Annotated in this window: 15 protein-coding genes; 6 read left to right on the top strand and 9 right to left on the bottom strand. The window is 62.9% G+C overall.

What is annotated here, in order from left to right:
• Positions 1–2: 2 nt before the first annotated feature.
• The 5 genes from E0E00_RS12565 to E0E00_RS12545 all read right to left on the bottom strand — a co-directional run bounded on the left by E0E00_RS12565 (position 3) and on the right by E0E00_RS12545 (position 6093).
• Positions 3–2510, bottom strand: coding sequence for a homocysteine S-methyltransferase family protein (locus tag E0E00_RS12565; RefSeq protein ID WP_130812886.1), 2508 nt, complete (start codon positions 2508–2510; stop codon positions 3–5).
• Positions 2511–2528: 18 nt separating this feature from the next.
• Entirely contained in the window at positions 2529–3236 is a 708-nt protein-coding gene (locus E0E00_RS12560; RefSeq protein WP_130812885.1) for a vitamin B12 dependent-methionine synthase activation domain-containing protein, read from the bottom strand.
• Between the two features lie 4 nt (positions 3237–3240).
• Entirely contained in the window at positions 3241–4107 is an 867-nt protein-coding gene (locus E0E00_RS12555; protein WP_130812884.1) for a methylenetetrahydrofolate reductase, read from the bottom strand.
• A gap of 134 nt (positions 4108–4241) precedes the next feature.
• On the bottom strand, positions 4242–5087 hold the full coding sequence (locus E0E00_RS12550; protein WP_165443698.1) for an HAD family hydrolase: 846 nt from the start codon (positions 5085–5087) through the stop codon (positions 4242–4244).
• A gap of 307 nt (positions 5088–5394) precedes the next feature.
• Positions 5395–6093 carry a prepilin peptidase gene (locus E0E00_RS12545; RefSeq protein ID WP_165443697.1) on the bottom strand — a complete coding sequence of 233 codons (699 nt, stop codon included), beginning with the start codon at positions 6091–6093 and terminating at the stop codon, positions 5395–5397.
• A gap of 284 nt (positions 6094–6377) precedes the next feature.
• Here E0E00_RS12545 and E0E00_RS12540 point away from each other — a divergent pair, with 284 nt between their 5' ends.
• Together E0E00_RS12540 and pth2 are read left to right on the top strand one after the other, a co-directional pair.
• On the top strand, positions 6378–7550 hold the full coding sequence (locus tag E0E00_RS12540) for a cation diffusion facilitator family transporter (protein ID WP_130812881.1): 1173 nt from the start codon (positions 6378–6380) through the stop codon (positions 7548–7550).
• Positions 7551–7558: 8 nt separating this feature from the next.
• Positions 7559–8005: an aminoacyl-tRNA hydrolase gene (pth2, locus tag E0E00_RS12535; protein WP_130812880.1), complete on the top strand. Its 447-nt coding sequence runs from the start codon at positions 7559–7561 to the stop codon at positions 8003–8005.
• A gap of 11 nt (positions 8006–8016) precedes the next feature.
• Here pth2 and E0E00_RS14745 read toward each other — a convergent pair whose 3' ends face one another.
• The gene (locus E0E00_RS14745; RefSeq protein ID WP_207302762.1) at positions 8017–8358 is read right to left on the bottom strand and encodes a hypothetical protein; all 342 of its coding nucleotides are present in this window, start codon (positions 8356–8358) and stop codon (positions 8017–8019) included.
• A 379-nt stretch (positions 8359–8737) separates the two neighbouring features.
• Here E0E00_RS14745 and cysK point away from each other — a divergent pair, with 379 nt between their 5' ends.
• A complete protein-coding gene (cysK, locus tag E0E00_RS12530; protein WP_130812879.1) occupies positions 8738–9649 on the top strand; it encodes a cysteine synthase A in 912 nt (303 codons plus the stop codon).
• Positions 9650–9663: 14 nt separating this feature from the next.
• Positions 9664–10326: a serine O-acetyltransferase EpsC gene (epsC, locus tag E0E00_RS12525; RefSeq protein ID WP_130812878.1), complete on the top strand. Its 663-nt coding sequence runs from the start codon at positions 9664–9666 to the stop codon at positions 10324–10326.
• Positions 10327–10464: 138 nt separating this feature from the next.
• Here the strand turns inward: epsC and E0E00_RS12520 are convergent, their stop codons facing one another.
• The 3 genes from E0E00_RS12520 to E0E00_RS12510 all read right to left on the bottom strand — a co-directional run bounded on the left by E0E00_RS12520 (position 10465) and on the right by E0E00_RS12510 (position 13719).
• Positions 10465–11811, bottom strand: coding sequence for an MFS transporter (locus E0E00_RS12520; RefSeq protein ID WP_130812877.1), 1347 nt, complete (start codon positions 11809–11811; stop codon positions 10465–10467).
• Positions 11812–12987 (bottom strand): metallophosphoesterase, encoded by a 1176-nt coding sequence (locus E0E00_RS12515; protein WP_130812876.1) that lies wholly within the window; start codon positions 12985–12987, stop codon positions 11812–11814.
• Positions 12988–13050: 63 nt separating this feature from the next.
• Positions 13051–13719, bottom strand: coding sequence for a class II aldolase/adducin family protein (locus E0E00_RS12510; RefSeq protein ID WP_130812875.1), 669 nt, complete (start codon positions 13717–13719; stop codon positions 13051–13053).
• A 153-nt stretch (positions 13720–13872) separates the two neighbouring features.
• Between E0E00_RS12510 and E0E00_RS12505 the strand changes: the two genes are divergently transcribed.
• The gene (locus tag E0E00_RS12505) at positions 13873–14856 is read left to right on the top strand and encodes a LacI family DNA-binding transcriptional regulator (RefSeq protein ID WP_130812874.1); all 984 of its coding nucleotides are present in this window, start codon (positions 13873–13875) and stop codon (positions 14854–14856) included.
• Positions 14857–15065: 209 nt separating this feature from the next.
• Complete coding sequence (locus E0E00_RS12500) at positions 15066–17054, top strand: PTS beta-glucoside transporter subunit IIBCA (protein WP_130812873.1); 1989 nt, start codon at positions 15066–15068, stop codon at positions 17052–17054.
• The last annotated feature ends 20 nt before the right edge of the window (positions 17055–17074 follow it).

Genomic DNA, 17074 nt, shown 5'->3' with positions numbered 1-17074 from the left:
TCCTACCCCAGCACCTCTGCCGCAATGCGGGCCGTCTCGGTGGCGTCCTTTGCATAGAAGTCGGCGCCGACCATCTTCGCGTACTCGGGGTTGAGCACGGCACCGCCAACCACGACCTTGCACCAGGGGGCGTCCTTGCGGAGAAGCTCTATGGTCTCTGCCATGGCTGGAACGGTCGCGGTCATGAGGGCCGAGAGCCCGCAGAGTCTCACGTGGTCTTTCGCCACGGCGTCTGCAACCACCTGAGGCGGTACGTCTCGGCCGAGGTCAATCACGCTGTAGCCGTAGTTCTCCAAGAGCATCCGCACGATGTTCTTTCCGATGTCGTGGATGTCGCCGTGGACGGTGCACACCACGATTGAGCCCTTCTCGGGAACGTTGGCGTCCTGCCCGTTGGCGTCTACGGCCCTCTTGATGGTCTCGAAGCCCGCCTTGGCGGCCTCGGCCGAGGCCATGAGCTGCGGCAGGAAGAAGATGCCCTTCTCGAAGCGCTCCCCCACCACGTCGAGCGCGGGAATGAGCACCTCGTTGATGGCGTACATGGGGTCGTGCTCGGCGATGACCTGGGCTACCGCCTCGGGCATGGGCCCCTTGCGGCCAGCAAGCACCAGCTCGCGGGCGCGGGCAGCGGTATCTGCGGGCTCAGCGGGAGCCACAGCCGAGGGCACGGCACCCTTCTCGGCAGGCGATGCCGGCACGGGGGCGCGATCGCTTCTCTCGGCATAGTTGGCCACGAAGTGCTGGGCGTTCTCGTCCTCGCCGGAGAGCACACGCCAGGAGTCGACCACGTCCATCATGCGCGTGAGGCAGGGGTTGATGATGGCGAGGTCGAGGCCGGCGGAGAAGGCCGCGGCGAGGAAGGTGCCGTTCACGAGAGGCCTGAAGGGCAGGCCAAAGCTGATGTTGCTCACGCCAAGCACGGTGCGCACGCCGGGAAGCTCCCGCTTGACCAGGCGAATGGCGTCGAGAATGGCCCCCGGCTGGGTCTGGTCGGTCGAGGCCGCCATGGTGAGACAGTCGATGACCACATCATGCCGTGGGATGCCAAGCCGTTCGCACTCGCGCACGATCTTCCTGGCAACCGCGAGGCGACCCTCGGCCGTGGAGGGAATGCCGTCCTCGTCGAGGGTGAGCCCCACCACAGCGCAGCCATAGTGCTTCACGATGGGCAGCACGTCTGCCATGGTCTGCGCCTTGCCGTTGGTAGAGTTGACCAGCGCCTTGCCGGGATAGCTGCGCACGGCGGCCTCGATCACGGCCGGCTCGGCCGCGTCAATCTGCAGGGGGAGCGTGCTCACGCCCTGGAGCTCCGAGACCAGCTGGCACATCACGGCACGTTCGTCTATTTCGGGGAGGCCGGCATTCACGTCGAGGATCTGGGCACCAGCGCGACCCTGCTCGATAGCCATGTTCATCACGTAGTCGTGGTCACCCGAACGCAGCGCCTCTTTCATCAAGCGCTTTCCTGTGGGGTTGATGCGCTCCCCAATGACTCCCACCTGCCCATAGTCGAGCGAGCAGACGTCCTGGGAACTCGACACGGCAAAGCTGTCGCGCACGTGCCGCCCGACAGGCGCGCGACCAGAGAGGAGCTCGCGCTCGCGGGCAATGTGCTCTGGAGTCGTACCGCAGCAGCCGCCGATCACGGTGATGCCCGCATCCAGCATTCCCTCGACGTCCCTCGCGTACTCCTCGGGCCCAACGTCGTAGGTGGTCACGCCGTCGACCACGTGCGGAAGGCCGGCATTCGCCTGCGCCATCACGGGGCATGACGCCCACGGGAGCATGCGCCCGACCAGCGGAGCCACCGCCGCGGGACCCAACCCGCAGTTGATGCCCACGACGTCGGCACCCAGGGAGGAGAGCGTGACCGTAGCCGCCTCGGGCGTAGTGCCCAGGAAGGTGCGCCCGTCTTCCCCGAATGTCATGGTCACAAACGCGGGAAGGTCCGAGTTCTCGCGCACAGCGAGAAGCGCCGCCTTTGCCTCGGCAAGGTCGGCCATGGTCTCGATCACAAAGAGGTCGGCACCGGCAGCGTCTGCGGCGCGCACCTGCTCGGCAAAGAGGTCATATGCGTCATCGAAGGGAAGGGGGCCCATGGGCTCGAGGAGCTGTCCGGTGGGGCCAAGGTCGGCCGCCACGTAGCGGGCACCGGCATCGCGGGCACAGGCGACCGCCGCCGAGAAGACCTCTTCGACGCTTGCGGCATCTCCCAGCTTGGTCGCGTTGGCACCGAAGGTGTTGGTTGTCACGACCTCGGCACCGGCGGCGACGTAGGCGGCGTGCACCTCGCGAATCTCCACGGGATTCGTAAGGCACAGCAGCTCGGGCAACTCGCCCGCCGCCAGACCACGAGCCTGTAGCTGCGTGCCCATGGCACCGTCAAAGAGCAGGAACTCCTCACCGCGCAGCACGGAGGCGAGGTGCTCGTCGCGCACACGGCGAGGACGCAGGACAAGGCGGTCCCTAGGCCAGCGGGTCTCTTCCCGAGTGGAATCTTTGACGCTCATGAGCAGCTCCTCTCGCCGCTATCCGCGGCAGGTGTGGCCGGTGGGCCGAATGGTACAGAAGTCAAAGCAGGAGCAGCCGGCGCAGGTTGCGTGCGTCGATGGCTGGATGGTCTCGAAGAGGCCAATCACTGCCGTCACGCTCTTGGTTGGTACCATGAGCAGGGTATTTGTAAGGGTGATGCCAAGCTGCCGCTGGGCATCGAGGGCCTGGAGGAGCACGGGCTGCGTTGTCATGGGCATGTCACCGTAGCCAGGGCTAAAGCGGGAGTTGGCAAAGAGGCCACGCTCGTATCCCGCCGATACGATGGACGCCTCACAGGCATCGGCCGCGCGCTCGACCAGCGTTGTTGCTGCCGCGTCAAAGACAACCTGCCCAACGCGGTCAGTGAGCGAGAGGCGACGCAGCTCGCGCTCGACCCCCATGCCCACGGTCACCGCCATGACACCAACCGCAACGGCACCGTCCATGTGCTTTTGCATGGACGTGCCGAGAAGCTCCAGAGGCGTACCAGCAAGGCGAACGTAGGGCGTGCCGTCTTCCTTGGTACCGCGCCCCTCGGCATCGAAGATGCGCCAGGCACCGCGAGGGGTGCCAATGGAGAGGCAGCGGCTCGCACCGCTGCCGATACGCCCCTCGAGCTCGGGCGTCATCTCCTGGCCCGCATAGCCCAGGTAGCGCAGCACCTCGGAGCGGTCGATTGAATCTATGGTGTACGACTCGACCATGGGATCATCCAAAGTAGCCCATGGCTGCAAGGGCGTCGTGGGTGGCGCGGGCAATCTCCTGGTGGTTCATGCTATAGATGTGGATGCCGTCGACACCGTTCTTGGCAAGGTCGCAAATCTGCTCGCAGGCGTACTCGATACCGGCGCGCGCCTGGTCCACCGGGTCATCCCCTGCACGCACGAGACGCTTCACGACCCTTGCGGGGATGGATGCGCCGCAGCTGAATGCCATGCGCTGAATCTGCTTGACGCTCGTGAAGGGCATGATGCCAGCCACAACGGGAAGCTTGATGCGGTAGCGCAGGCACTGCTCACGGAAGCGATAGAAGTCGTCATTGTCGAAGAAGAGCTGCGAGACCAGGAAGTCTGTCCCCGACTCCTGCTTGATGCGCAGGGTGCGCATAGACTCATCGAGGGAGGCGGACTCGACATGGCCCTCGGGATAGCATGCGGCACCGATGCAGAGCGAGGGCGTCGTCTCTCGCAGGTGAGCGATGAGGTCTGAGGCGTGCGCAAAGTCGACCACGTCCGAGCCGGGCCTGCGGTCGCCGCGGAGCGCCAGTACGTTTTGGATGCCAGCCGCGCGCAGTCCATCCACGTAGGCGTCAACGTCGGCAGCGGTTGCGCCCATGCAGGTAAGGTGCACCAGCGCGGTAACCCCAAGGTCACCCTCGATCCTGGCAGCAATGGGAACGGTGTTTGCCGAGTTCCCCGAGCCTCCCGCGGAATACGTCACCGAAATCCAGTCGGACCTATTCTCGGCAATCTGGGATGCAACTCGATAGGCCTCCTCAAGCGGCATCTCTCCCTTGGGTGGAAAGATCTCAAACGAGAGCGTCTGCCCCGCCGCAAGCTTATCAGTGATCCTCATAACTCCCCCATCGCACAGAAATGACCCCGAGCTTGTAACGACACATACTAAACCCGGCCAGACGGGCGCTTCGATTGGTTTACGGAATGGCTACCGAGAAGTCGGGGCACGTTGCCACGGCCGCCCATCACACACTAGCCGCGCATAAACGAGGGCATCTCCCCTGCCGCAGTGGAGCGGGCAATGTCAAAGATGGCATCCGCCACCGCATCCTCGTCGGCGCGACCGATGTGCCAGCGGGCCGCCTGGGCTGCGACCGGCGTAGCGTTGCCCACCGCCACGGAGTTCTCGAAGCGCGTGAGGAGGGGCAGGTCGTTCTCGGCATCACCAAAGCAGCAGACCTCATCGTTCGTGAGGCCAAGGCTATGGGCGAGCCATTCCCCAGCGGCGCCCTTGTCCCACCCCGAAGGAAGGATGTCGATGTGCGGGCGCTCCTGCATGGGAAAGACGAAGTCGAGCTCGGGACATGCCTCCTTGAGTACGGAGCGAACTTCTCGGCCGCGAACAAAATCGCCCACGACTCGCACGTTTGCCTTCACGACGGGACGATCCGGAACCTCATCGACACTGCCTGTCACCACGAAGAAGTATGGCGCCCGGTACTTCTCGAGGTAGTCCGCGGGAGCCCTCACGGCATACTGCTCGCCCGTGTCGACATAGTCGAGAACAAGCCAGGCATCGTCCATGCTGTCAAGCACCCTGGCACACTGGCGGAGCGCCTCACAGCCGAGCGGGACCTCGTGGACGAGCTTGCCATCTACGTAGATGAGCTGGCCATTGTCAGCCAGCACCGTTGAGAGGCAGGCCTCGTCGTTGTCGAACATCCAGGTAAGGGCCGAGGGGGCCCTTCCCGTAGCAGGGGCAAAGTGCACGCCCGCAGCCTGTGCAGCATGGATGGCATCACGGGCATACGGCGTAACGACATGCTCTCCCGCCCATGCGAGGGTGTTGTCTAAATCTGAAAGGATGAGCTTGATCACGCAATCCCCCAAACAGCCATGGCCGAATCACATACAGGCCTTGCCCCACGAGTGTAACGCGATGCGAGCGCACCGACATTGCGGCCATCAAGAGCCCCGACGTAGGGGGGACACCGGGGCGCGAGGCCGCGCACTCGAAGGGCAAGACCATTCGACAGGGAGCGGCGCGAAGCGCGGGTCCCAGCCAAACCGCTGACGGGTATTGGGGGGACCGTCAGTGGCCCACTTATGTTACGACTACCACGGCCCTCCCAACACTAAAAAACTTTTTATGCAATCAAACGTAAGGAACACAAGGTGCGAACGGTCATAATGCTCGGTAGGCGGTCAGAATGAGCACCGATGACATGATGGTTGGGGCAAGCGGGAAAGCACATGGAAATGAGGCCTCCTTGCTCCGCGTGCGGCAGGCGAGCCACACACCGGCACAGCTTGCCAACACAAGCAGACACGAGAGCGCAACGCACGCCATGCCACCCATAGGCCCAAAATACAGCGCACATGCCGAGAGGAGCTTGACGTCTCCTCCCCCAATACCCCCTTCAGGGCTTCCCCTCACTCGAGCCCAGGCTAGACATGTTCCGGCGAGAACGGCGAGCACCGCAGCCCCGCCCGCAAGCGCCTCTCCCACACCGACAAAGACATGGGCACCGACCCCATCGTCTCCCAGCGCGCCAATGGCAACCAGACAGAGAAACACCCCACGAACGACGACGGGAAACGCCACCGCGTAGTTGGGTATGACGCGCCTCCCAAGATCGGTCACGCTGCACACGAGGAGGGCCACGATCAGCACAAGAAGCTCAACCATCTCTGGCAGCCCCTCGGCAGCAAGGCCCACACAGGCCCCCGCCAGTGCGCCGCAGAGAGACACCAGGGCTCTCGAACCTGCCGTCCATCCCCCAAGCTCGCGCTTGGCCGCAACGTGGCCCACGCCTCCCCCAGCGCATGCGCACAACACGCACGCCACCAGGAGGCGAAGGCCCAGCATGCCTGTGATTCCCATAGCACCCCCTACCAACAAGGCTTCGCACATGGAGATGATATGCGAACACACGTACTCATTTCTGGCCCATAGAGGGTGCCAGACCGCTCGGTACTGGGGCAGAGCTAACAAGACGCATCGTATGACCTGCGCAAAGCACGAAAAGTGACCCAAGCCGTCAGATTCGTGACAGATTCGCATGCGGCGGAAACGCAACGCTTGGGGAACTCCAGGCCCTAGCTTGCGAAAAGGACTAGACTCATGCCCAAATGGCCCAAGCAACCCACCGAAAGGAGATGGCAGCGATGACAGAGTGGCTTGTGCGGAGGTTTCTCTCCAGCGTAAGCACAACGGATCCCGAAGGCAGAACACGCTATGGACAGTTTGCTGGCATCGTCTGCATCGTGTGTAACGTGGTGCTCTGCATCGTAAAGGGCACCGTGGGCATTGTCGCTGGGTCGGTCTCGATCGTGGCAGACGCCGTGAACAACCTGTCTGACGCCTCGAGCAACATCGTCGCACTTCTCGGCTTTAAGCTGGCAAGCAAACCCGCAGATGATGGGCATCCCTACGGTCACGGCCGCTTTGAGTACCTAGCCTCGCTCACCGTTGCCGCACTCGTGCTTGCCGTTGGCATCAACCTGATCATCACGTCAATCCAGAAGATCGTCTCTCCCGAGCCCCCGGAGTTTGGGCCAGCAGTCGTTGCGGTTCTCGTGCTCTCGATGGCCGTCAAGTCGTGGATGGCCGTCTTCAACGGCTCGATGGGCAAGCGCATCTCGTCCGAGACGCTCTCGGCCACTGCCATCGACTCGAGAAACGATGTCATCACCTCGGGCGCCGTCCTCGCAGCTGCCATCGTCTCATACTTCACGGGCATTGACCTCGACGGCATTGCCGGCACCATCGTGGGCGCATTCATCTGCTGGAGCGGCTTCTCGCTTGTGCGTGATGCAATCGACCCGCTTCTGGGCCGCGCGCCCGACCCGGCGCTCATCGCCCACATCCACGACAAGATCATGGGCTACCCCGGCGTTCTGGGAACGCATGACCTCATGGTCCACGACTACGGTCCAGGCCGCCAATTTGCAAGTGCCCATGTCGAGATGGCAGGCGAGGGCGACGTCTTTGCAAGTCACGACCTTCTCGACAACATCGAGCAGGCCTTCCTTAAGGAGGGTCTGGTCATGACCTTGCACTACGACCCAATTGTGACAGACGACCCACGCGTCACCGACATGCGCCACTGGATCTCCATCCACATCCGCGAGATTGACCCCCGTCTTACCATCCACGACCTGCGCACGGTACCAGGCCCAACGCACACAAACGTGATCTTTGACTGCGTGCGCCCGCACGACCTTGCAATGGCCAACGACGAGCTCAAGCAGGCCATCTCGAGGATCGTCACGGCAAGATACCCGCAGGCAGTCTGCAAGATCACCATCGACAGCAGCTACGTATCGTCGCAACAGTGAGGAATTCCATGACAGGCTACAAGTCCAAGCAAATGATCGTCATGAGGCGAGACCTCAAGATGCGCAAGGGAAAGATCGCGGCTCAGGCGGGGCATGCATGCGTGGAGGCGACGCTTATGGCACTTGCCCGCGAGGGACGTCCTGACCAGGTGCGGATTCGTACCGCACCGGACGGGACACCGGTTTGGGTCTACCTCGACCACCCGGAGGCAGATTCCACTCCCCTCTCTGACTGGTTTGACTCGGGGATGGCCAAGGTTTGCGTGTACGTGGACTCTGAGGACGCGCTGCTCGACATTACCGAGAAGGGCCGTAAGCAAGGCTTTGCCGTAGCGCTCGTGCGTGACGCGGGACTTACGGAGTTCCACGGAGAGGCAACGCTCACCTGCCTGGCATTCGAGCCTCTCCCCGCCGAGAAGATCGACCCCATCACGGGAGACCTGCCACTCTACTGACACGGCCCCAGCTAGGCAATCACCGCAAGCACAATGGCAACGATGACCAGCACAGCGGCAACCACAGGAAACGTGGAGACTGGCCGTGGGCGAGAATGGCGTGCCACGTAGGATGGCAGCTGCGGGATGGGTGTCTCGTGGATGCGGGCGTTTCTCGCCGCAGCAGCATGCTGAACCGCGAAGCACGACGTGTCTTCGCGGGGATGCGGTCTTGCGGCGGCGCCTCTGCGAACACGCCGGCGTCTGGAGACAGTTGCGCGAGGCCTTGTGAGGGCGACCGAGCGCCCATACGGCGCACCGGCGCTTCCCCGCCTCTGGCGCTCCCCCGTCTGGATGGGGTAACTCGAGTACATGGCATCCCTCACAAAGATTGCCACCCCGAGCCGAGAACTCATGGCCCTGTGCATACAGGTATAGCCTACCCGGCTCACATTGCTGCTTGGACAGCAAATGCAGCAGGCTTCATGCAGGCGGCTCGTTTTTCTCCGTGTGCGGTCGTCTTCTGCTTCGACGTAACAACATCTTGTGCGGAGTAAGTCAACGGACTGCAACCTGTGGTAGGCGAGACGGAAATACCCCACCACCAAAATAGGATTTTGTTTCCGTTCATTAATTCCTACTTGTACAGTGGGTTTATAAGTGTCACCCTTGTTCGTGACGAGTTGTCCGGCGGAGGAGCCCCATTGGGAGCAGCCGACTTGCCTCGTCACCAGACGCACAAGGAGTAGCAGGATGAAGGCAGCAAGGAAGATCGAAGCCATCATTGGCTCAACCCCCCTCGTAGACCTCTCGGGGCTCGTGGATGGCGCAGCAACCATCTATGGCAAGTACGAGGCCACGAACCCAGGCGGGTCCGTCAAGGACCGCATCGCTCGCGCGATGCTCGACGCGGCCGAGAAGGACGGCAGCCTGAAGCCCGGCGGCACTGTGATTGAGCCCACTTCAGGCAACACCGGCGTGGGCCTGGCCATGCTCGCTGCGGCACGTGGCTACAAGATGGTTCTCGTTATGCCTGAGACCATGTCCATCGAGCGCCGCAAGCTTGCCGCCTCGTATGGCGCACGCATCGTTCTCACGCCTGGCAAGGACGGCATGAGGGGCGCCGTTGCCAAGGCCGAGGAGCTCCGTCAGGGGACCCCGGGTGCCATCGTTGCCGGCCAGTTTGAAAACCCCGCCAACCCGCAGGCCCACTACGAGACCACCGGCCCCGAGGTCTGGAGGGACACCGAGGGCACGGTCGATTTCATCGTGGCAGGCGTTGGTACCGGCGGCACCATCTCCGGAACCGCTCGCTTCCTCAAGGAGAAGAAGCCTTCCGTTAAGGGTATCGCCGTCGAGCCCGCAGAGTCCGCGGTTCTCGAGGGCAAGCCCGCTGGCTCCCACAAGATCCAGGGCATCGGTGCTGGCTTCATCCCCAAGACCTATGACGCCTCCGTTGTTGACGAGGTTGTGCCCGTCACTTCTGCGGTCGCCATCGACACCAAGAAGCGCCTCGCGGCAGACTACGGCCTGCTCGTTGGCATCTCCTCGGGCGCGGCGGTGGCCGCTGCCGTCGAGCTTGCCAAGCGTCCCGAGAACGCCGGCAAGGTCATTGTCGCAATTCTCCCCGACACGGGCGAGCGCTACCTCTCGATGGACCTCTAATGGACGCCCGCCCTATGCCCCGCCCTGTCGGCGCAGCCAGCTCTGCCGAGGACACGCGGACCGTTGACGAGATGCCGCTTCACGAGGTCATGCGCGAGGACGCCTATGCGGCGCTTGAGCGTGACCCGTCGGCCACCTCGATCTGGGACATCGTGCTCTATTCCACGGGGACCCACATCGTCTGGACGTATAGGCGCCACCACTGGCTCTACACCCACGGCATGAAGGGGCTTGCCCTGCTTCTTGCCAAGCGTACCCGCCGCAAGCTTGGGGCAGACATCTTCCCCTCCGCGCAGATTGGCAGGCGCTTCTCGATTGACCACGGCATTGGCGTGGTCATTGGCGCCACGTCGATCATTGGCGATGACTGCCTTATCTACCAGGGTGTGACCCTGGGGATGACCGGCAAGCACGGTGGGAAGCGCCACCCCACGCTCGGCAGCAACGTCATGGTGGGTGCCGGGGCCATTGTCCTTGGCAACATCACCGTTGGCGACGATGCCAAGATTGCCGCTGGCTCGGTTGTCGTCCACGACGTCCCGTGCAACGTGACGGTTGCGGGAGTTCCGGCCAAGGTCGTGCGGGACCGTCGCTTTAGCGGGCCTCGCCTTGTGAAGGACGACTTTGACCCTACCAAGCTAGACGACGAGAACGTCCGCTGGTCCTGCGCACTGTAGCTTCTCGGCGCGTAGCCCTTCTCGGCCAGCGTTTGAACTGCATAGAGAGACCCTCCGGTGTGAACCCGGCGCCGGAGGGTCTCTCTATGTATCACGTCGGAAGGGGGGCTTTCGGCGTCACTGGTGCATGCGGTAGCGTTACCCAGGCTCCCCCTCTCCTGCAGCAGCCTGGCGCTCGCGCACCTCATCCATGGTGAGCGAGTCCACATTCTTCACGAACGGCAGCGGCACGGCCGAGATAGCAGCGCAAACCGCAACGTAGACGTAGAGATATCGGTAGCCCACAAACTGCATGACGGCACCGGAAAGAATGGGCGTTACTATCTGCGCCGACATGCTTGCCGTATAGTAGAGCCCGGTGTAGCGCCCCGTCGAGTTGGCGCTCGCCAGCTCCATGATCATGGGATACACGGTGAGTGATACCGTCGCCATACCTATGCCAAAGGCGGCCACCCACATGTAGATGATGATTGAGAATTCTGAGGCACCTGAGATGAGCAGCGGGGACGCCACCATAAGCGCAATGCCAACGTAGGTCGTAACCTTTCGCCCTATCCTGCAGGAGAGTTCGGCCATGGGCATGTAGGCGACAATCGCCGCAAGCGTGGCCACAGTCTGCACCTGCGCGTAGGAACCCCCGGCCATGTCCCACACCACGTCTGCGTAACGAGAAATTCCGCTGGTCACGGCATTGTTCGCCATAAAGTAGAAGAAGACGCAGGCAAGCACGCAGGCAAGGGAGCGCCTCCTCACCGGATCTTTCTCGCGCTCCTTGCCACCCTCGTCAGAGGCCTCGATCTCATCCTCGGGGATGCCGAGCTCGGCACTTTCGTGGTGCATCGCCCCGACTTCCCTAGGCTCGCGGAAGAACACCATGAAGATGATGGTCGTCATCAAAAGCATGAAGGAGATGACGAGGTAGACGGGAATGTAGTCCGGATTTTCCTCGGCAGGGACAAGCAGCGAGATGGCGACAAGCACAATGACGCCGCCCACGGCGGCCATAAGCGAGTTGAAGGCGTCGGCCTTGCTGCGCACCGGACGCGGCGTGACGTCGGGCATGAGCGCCACGGAGGGAGAACGGTAGATTGAGAGCACGACAAGCGTCGCTACGAGCACCGTCACAAAGAATGGCAGGTTGTGCATGCCGTTAGCCACTGCGATAAGCGGGGTCAGCGCCGCAGCGAGAAGCGCACCCACAACGATAAACGGCGTACGCCTGCCCCACCGCGTAGTCGTGCAATCGGAAAGCGCTCCCATGAGTGGGAGCATGAAGAGCGCCAGCACGTTGTCGAGCGACATAAAAACGCCGGTCGAGGTATCGCCCATGCCAAAGGTATTCTTGAACATGAGGGGGACCAGGCCGTCGTAGGCCTGCCAGAACGTGAGCGCCCCCATGAAGGGCAGCGTCACCAGGACGGTGCGCCTCACGTTGAGCACGGCAAGACTGCGGCCAGCGATCTCGCCTTGCTTCTTCTCGGCCATCTACCTGCCCTTCCTCTGCCGCTTTGCCACACCGAGCGCAAGCGCCGCGACCGCCGCCGCACCAAGCGCCGGCAACGCAGGGCGAACCGCCTCGCGAGCCTCCTCCGCCGTGAGGGGGACCCGCTCGGACGCCCAATCCGTAAGGGGGCGCTCCGTTCGAGGACCAACGAGCTCCGCGTAGGTGAGAAGGCGCGTCACATAGCGCGCAGGGTCCTGCTCGTCAAAGGTGAAGAGACGAGCCGCACGCGAGGTGCCTGGCCCGTAGGAGCCAAAGCCGGCGGCGGGTGCATAGCCAAGGTCGATGTCGCCGCAGCGGCAGACAAGCGTGTTCTTGTGATCGTGGCCAAAGTAGACCGCAAACGTGCTTCCCTCGCGAGCGAGGGCGGCAATCTCGCCGGTGTCCGTGTCGGAACCGCACACGGGTTCCCGAAGCTCTCCGGACACCCGCAGGTCGTCGATGGGAACGAGCGTGTGGCCGGGTCGGTAGTGGGCGCGAAACCCCGGGACGCCACGCTCGGCACCAAAGGCGTCGCACAGGCAGTCATATACCTGGGCAGGCGGTATGTGCTGATAGAGAATGCAAGGCACCTGGTGTCCCATCCGCTCCGCAAGGCCGTGCGCACAGCCTGTGATCCATGAGGTCACGGCGGGGTCAAAGGGCTCGTAGCCGCCGACACCCGTGCCCGCACCGGAGTCTGCCATCATCACGGCAAGGCAGATGTCCTCTCGACCGTGCGACAACACAGGCACGGCAAGCGTCCCGGCACTACGGTAGAGCGCGGGCTCGCGAGATGCCACAAGCTCGTTCACGCACCCGGGAATGGCCCTGTACCAGCCCTCCTGCTCCTCGTTCCCAACGCCGCACTGGCGGTCGTGGTTGCCATAGGTGACAACAAACGGAATGTTCCGCTCGATCATGGGGGAGCAGACCTTTCGCACCACCGTGCGGGCACGCGCCGCGCCATCGGCAAGCGAAAACTCCATCGCATAGCCCTTGATCTGGTCGCCGGTGAGCACCACAAGGTCCGGCCGCGCTTCGTCGAGGGCCGCGCGGATAAGCGCCATCGTGTCGTTGCGCACATGCGAGACCTCCTGGATGTCGGAGAGCTGCAGCACGCGGAAGTGCCCCTCGGAGTCAAAGCGCAACGGCCAGCCGTTCACGTGGTTCTCGTCCATCACATGCTCCTTCACTTGGGGGAAGACCCAGCAGACACACCCATGCACTCCCGCACGGGGCAACTATTCTTTGCCATCAGCGGGCTGACCATACACCTCAAAGCGCTTCGCGACGCCCATGACCTCCTCACCCGAGAGCACGCGCGGCGTGCCCGCGCACTCGGCCTGCCATTGGATGCGCGAAACAAACTCCAGGTTGACGGCCAAGCCGAACGCAGCAGCCATATTGGGCCCACAGGCGACAAGGCCGTGGCTTTCCATGAGCACCGCGCTTGTCTCGGGGTGCTCACCAAAGGCCTTGCCCACCGAGGCGGCAAGCTCCGGTGTGCCAAAGGTAGCATAGGGCGAGAGGGGCACCTCTTCGGCTCCGGAGTCTGCAATCGTAAAGTGCACCGCGCGAATGGGCTCGGCGAGTGCAGCCAGCGTGGTCGCATAGGGCGAGTGCGTGTGTACCACAGCGCGAGCCGCAGGGCGACGACGATAGACCTCGACATGCAGCGGCGCCTCGGAGGACGGCCGACGGGTGCCCTCAACCACAGTGCCGTCCAGGCGAAGCACCACGATGTCTTCGGGCGTGGTATCGAAGTACCCAAGCCCGGAGGGGCTTATGGCCATAAGGCCAGTCGTGGGGTCATACTCCGAGAGGTTCCCGCTCGTCCCAACGGCAAGGCCCTCCGTAGCAATCCGCTTTCCAAACGCGACGATGCGCTCACGCACGTCTTCCATCAGCATGGTGCGCTCCTTCCTTGTCACCCACACGAGCGGCGCTCCGTCCAAAAGCTTACCCCACACCCCTCACCGCTTTCGTAAGGCATTGCCCCTTTTCGTCTGGTATCGTTCTCAGGATGCGCGGGGGATCCCCAGGGAAACGGAAGGCAGGTAGACGTGGACATAAACGAGATTGCAAAGCTCGCCGGGGTCTCCCGGGCGACGGTCTCGCGCTACCTCAATGACGGCTACGTCTCAAAGGAGAAGCGTGAGCTCATCGCGCATGTGATTAACGAGACGGGGTATGTCCCCTCCCAGCAGGCACGCACGCTGCGCACGGGCAAGACCAAGCTCGTGGGCGTCATCATTCCCAAGGTCAACTCGCACTCCATCGGCCGCATGGTAGCTGGCATTACCAAGGTGCTGAGTCGAGACGGCTACCAGGTTCTTCTCGCCAACACGGACAACGACGAGAAGGTCGAGGTCGACTACCTCAACCTCTTTGCCGAGCGCAACAAGGTCGACGGAATCATCCTCATCGCAACGGTCTTCACCCACGCGCACCATCGTGCCATCGACTCGCTTAACATCCCCGTGGTCATATTGGGCCAGCGCCTTGATGCCCACTCATGCGTCTACCAGGACGACTACCACGCCGTCTACGACCTCACGCACTCGCTTCTCAAGACCGCGCACAAGCCTGGCTACATAGGGGTGTACGAGAAGGACGTGGCGGCAGGCCTCGAGCGGCATCGTGCGTTCCTCGACGCCTGCAGCAGCATGGGCGTGGTCGTAGCTCCCGAGGCCCAGCAGAGCGCCACGTTCACGGTGGACTCAGGCTATCTCTGCGCCGAGAAGGTCCTCGACGCCGTGCCCGATGTTGACGCGCTTGTCTGCGCCACGGATGACATCGCCTTTGGCGCCATGACCTGCCTGCGTGAGTACGGCAAGCGTATCCCCGAAGACGTCCAGGTCACAGGTGTGGGAGACTCCAAGCTCTCGAAGATCATGATCCCCAGCCTCACCACGGTGCACTTCTACTACCAAACGAGCGGTGTCGAAGCGGCAAAGATGTTGGTGGATGCCATGACCGACGGAGATGGTGTCCCCCGCGAACTCCGCATGGGCTATGAAATCTATGCGCGCACCAGCACGCGCTAACCCAGCGCAATGATGTCGTACCGTTCGCGTCTGATTTTCTACCACTCACCGTTATTCCTACAATCCACATTTGCATGGCCAGCCTTTGACTACCATTGAGCTTATGAGAACGATTTCATAAGTAATTAGTTTAAACAGCTCTTTACTCCATGAAATCTATTGTGGGAACGGTTCCACATCTACGAAACCAAGAGGGGAAGGGAGCATGCATGGCTTTGGATTACGCACAGGCGGCGCGTGAGGTCTTGGAGGCCATTGGGGGCTCGGGCAATATTGTCTCGGCCGCACACTGCGCCACACGCCTACGCCTGGTCATTGCCGATGATTCGAAGGTTGACAAGGCCAAGCTCGATGACGTCGTTGGTGCAAAGGGCAACTTCCAGGCAGCCGGCCAGCTGCAGGTAATCTTTGGTACCGGCACCGTCGATAAGGTCTACGACGAGTTCATCAAGCAGTCCGGCGTCACCGCTGCCACGAAGGCCGAGGCCAAGGAGGCCGCCGCCAACCAGGGCAATGCGTTCCAGCGCGCCATCAAGGTCCTCTCGGACGTCTTTGTGCCAATCATCCCCGCCATCGTGGCCTCCGGTATGCTCATGGGCATCATGAGCGCCATCCAGTTCATGGGCACCCCCGCCCCCGAGGGCGCCGGTCTCTTTGTGCTCGACACCGCCAACGTGTGGTGGAAGATCGCTGGGCTCATCAATGCCTGCGCCCTTGCCAACCTGCAGATCCTGCTCGGCTTCTCAGCGGCGACCGTCTTCGGCGGCAACCCCTACCTTGGTGCATCGTTCGGTGCCCTACTCATCAGCTCCGACTTCATCAATGCCAACCAAGTCGCCAATATCCTGGCTGGCAAGGTCCCCGGCATCACTTCCATTCCCGTACTCGACGTCATCCCTGGCCTCTACAGCATCCAGTGGATTGGCTACCAAGGCCACGTCATCCCCATCCTCGTGGGCGTCTGGATTCTCTGCTTCTTCGAGAAGCGCCTGCACAAGGTCGTCCCCGAGATGTTCGACCTCTTCGTGACGCCGCTCGTCTCCGTGTCCCTGGCCGCCTACATCACCATCCTGTTCATCGGCCCCATCTTCGTGTGGCTCGAGAACAACATCCTCGGTCTTCTGCAGTTCCTGCTCAGCGTGCCCTTTGGCATTGGTGCCATCGTGGTCGGCCTCATCTACAGCCCGTCGGTGGTCACCGGCCTGCACCAGATGTACACCGCCATCGACATCGGCATGCTCTCCAACCTGGGCGTCACCTACTGGCTGCCCATCGCATCGGCCGCCAACATCGCGCAGGGCGGCGCCTGCCTGGCCGTGGCGCTCAGGACGCGCTCCGAGAAGACCAAGGCCCTCGCCGTACCCTCCGGCATCTCCTGCCTGCTGGGCATCACCGAGCCGGCCATCTTCGGCGTCAACCTCCCCAAGATGAAGCCCTTCGTCTGTGGCATGATCGGCGCCGCCGTGGGCGCCTTCATCTGCTCCGTCACGCAGCTCGCCGCCACGGGCATCGGTGTCACTGGCATCTTTGGCATCCTGCTCTGCATCGCCCAGCCCGTCCAGTACATCATCATGTTCGCCGTCGCCTTTGGCGTTGCCTTCGGGCTCACCACCATGGTCTACCGCGACGAGCAGCCCCCGGCAGACGCAGGCAGGGTGGCCGCCGAGACCGCTGCCGCGGCTGACGAGGACCACGCCTTCGAGGCCGAGGAGAAGGCCGAGGCAGCAGGTGCTCCCGCTGGTGTCGTCCCCGAGACCATCGGCTCCCCCGCCACGGGGACCGCTGTCGCGCTCGCAGATGTCTCCGACCCCGTCTTCGCCTCTCTCGCCATGGGCAAGGGCATTGCCGTGGAGCCCACGGACGGCCGGATCGTCTCGCCCGTCGACGGCACGGTGACCGTTGTCGCCGAGACCGGACACGCCCTAGGGCTTCTCTCCGACTCCGGCGCCGAGGTCCTCATCCACATTGGCATCGACACGGTGGAGCTCAAGGGCGAGCCGTTCACGCCTCACGCCAAGGTGGGCGACCGCGTAAGGCGCGGCGACGTCCTCATGGACGCTGACCTCTCCGCCATCGAGGCCGCTGGCAAGGCGGCCACGACGATGCTCGTCATCACGAACACCGACGCATATGCCTCGGTCGACCAGCTTGCCACCGGTGAGGTCAAGGCTGGCGACGCCGTAGTGGCCACCAGATAGAACCCCATGCACATCGTTGC

Origin of the sequence: Olsenella sp. Marseille-P4559 (genome assembly GCF_900605015.1) — a bacterium.
GTDB lineage: Bacteria > Actinomycetota > Coriobacteriia > Coriobacteriales > Atopobiaceae > Tractidigestivibacter.
Note: the sequence above shows the minus strand (reverse complement) of the source record. Positions and strands in the feature narration are given on the sequence as shown.